Source organism: Streptomyces sp. NRRL S-495 (genome assembly GCF_000966955.1).
GTDB classification, from domain to species: Bacteria; Actinomycetota; Actinomycetes; order Streptomycetales; family Streptomycetaceae; genus Kitasatospora; species Kitasatospora purpeofusca.
This window is the reverse complement of the sequence record NZ_JZWY01000722.1, coordinates 1-1,800: the sequence shown is the minus strand read 5'-3', so window position 1 is coordinate 1,800 and position 1,800 is coordinate 1. Positions and strand designations below refer to the sequence as shown.

The window sequence follows — 1,800 nt, the reverse complement described above, 5'->3', positions numbered from 1 at the left end:
CCGACGTCCGGATGCCGCCCGGCTTCCGGGACGAGGGGCTGCGCGCCGCGCTCGACCTCCGCTCCCGCCACGCCGACCTGCCCGTCCTGGTGCTCTCCCAGTACGTGGCCACCCCCTACGCGACCCGGCTGCTCGGGGCGGCGGGCGCGCAGCGGGCCGGACTCGGCTACCTGCTCAAGGACCGGGTCGGCGAGGTGTCCGAGTTCCTGGACGCGCTGCGCCGGGTGGCGGCGGGCGAGACCGTGATCGACCCGGACGTGGTGCGGGTGCTGCTCCGGCAGCAGTCCGCCGACCGCCCGATCGCCCGGCTGACCCCGCGCGAGCGCGAGGTGCTGGGGCTGATGGCGGAGGGCCTCAACAACCAGACCGTCGGCGCCCGGCTGAGCATCACCGAGGCCTCGGTGGTCAAGCACTGCGGCAACATCTTCATGAAGCTCGACCTCGACCCGGTCGAGGGCAACCGCCGCGTCCTCGCCGTCCTGGCCCACCTCGCCGACCTCCACGGCGAGTAGCGCGGCCCCGGCCACCCGCTGGAGCGGTCGCCGGCCGGCGCTCAGGCCGGGGGCAGCGGCAGCGGGTTGTCGAGGAGGAGGTCGTGGCCGACGTCGGTGAGGGCGTGCCGGACCTGCCTGCCCTCGCGGCGGGTGGCGATCAGGCCGGCCGTGCGCAGGGCGGCGGCATGGGCGGAGGCGGAGGGCGGGGTGACGCCGAGCCGCTGGGCGAGCTCGGTGGTGGAGCAGTCGCTGCCGGCGATGGCGCGCAGGACGCGGGCCCGGGCGGGGCCGAGTACGGCGGCCAGGCCGTCGGCGGCCGGTGTCCGGGCGGCGGGCTCGGCGGTCGGGGCGGCGATCGGGTGCAGCAGCAGGCTCTGGCGGTCCGGCTCGGCCAGCAGGCTGATACTCCGCTGGACGAAGTAGTTGGGCCGCAGTTCCAGGCCCCGGCCGCCGAGCTCGAAGGAGCCCTCCAGCTCGCCGAGGGTGCACTCCAGTACCCCTTCGTCCCGCCAGACGGCCTTCGGGTGGAGCGAGTCGAGCATTTCGCCGATCCCGGAGCGGGCGGCGGTGCGGGCCCGGGCGGCGATGTCGGCCTCCAGGGCGCGGCGGATGTCGGGCCAGTCCGGGGCGAGGCAGGCCTGGAACAGCGCCCAGGCGCCGTCGCTGACCTCGCGCAGGCCCCGGCTGCCGTCCTCGCGCAACCGGGCCAGGGCGGCCGGGAGTCCCAGGCGGTCGCCGAAGATCGCGACACCCTCCTCCACGGTCTGCTGCGGGACGGAGAGGAGCGCGTCGAGCTCGTCGGTCAGCTGCCGGCGGACGGCGTCGAGGTCCGCCACCATGAAGTCGGGGATGCCGATCGGGCTCGCGTTGACCACTTCGAGGAAGCGCATGGCCCGGTGGGGCACGTGGCGGCGGGCGTCCCGCCACCAGCGTTCGCTGCGCGACCCGTTGCCCTGGTGAACGCCCAACCGGGCCGAACCGGCCAGCAGATGGTCGAGCGGGGATATGACGAACCGGGTCCTCGCGAGGTCCGCGACCCCGAACTTCAGTGCGATCACGAACCTTGCTCCGGTTCCCCGCAGCCTTTCTGACCTGCCGCGTTGTTGACTATTAGGCCCAGAGGCTAATGCATGGCCGTCCGGCCGTTCCCGTTGGCATGCTCTCTCTCGTCGGCGCGGCAGAGGCCCGCTCGGGCCCCCACCACGAGGGGAGTGGGGGACCGAGCACGAACCTCGACCGGGCGTTCGTGGATCCGAACGCCCGGTGCCGCCCGGTGAATCGTGCCCGACCTGACACAGTGCTACCG

At 74.3% G+C, this 1,800-nt stretch carries 2 protein-coding genes; one reads left to right on the top strand and one right to left on the bottom strand.

Going from position 1 to position 1,800, the window contains the following annotated elements:
• The coding region (locus VR45_RS31875) for a response regulator transcription factor (RefSeq protein ID WP_045943360.1) at positions 1 to 512 on the top strand (512 nt) is incomplete at its 5' end.
• A gap of 41 nt (positions 513 to 553) precedes the next feature.
• Here VR45_RS31875 and VR45_RS31870 read toward each other — a convergent pair.
• Positions 554 to 1,552, bottom strand: a complete 999-nt coding sequence (locus VR45_RS31870; RefSeq protein ID WP_045943359.1) for a winged helix-turn-helix domain-containing protein — start codon at positions 1,550 to 1,552, stop codon at positions 554 to 556.
• Between the last annotated feature and the right edge of the window lie 248 nt (positions 1,553 to 1,800).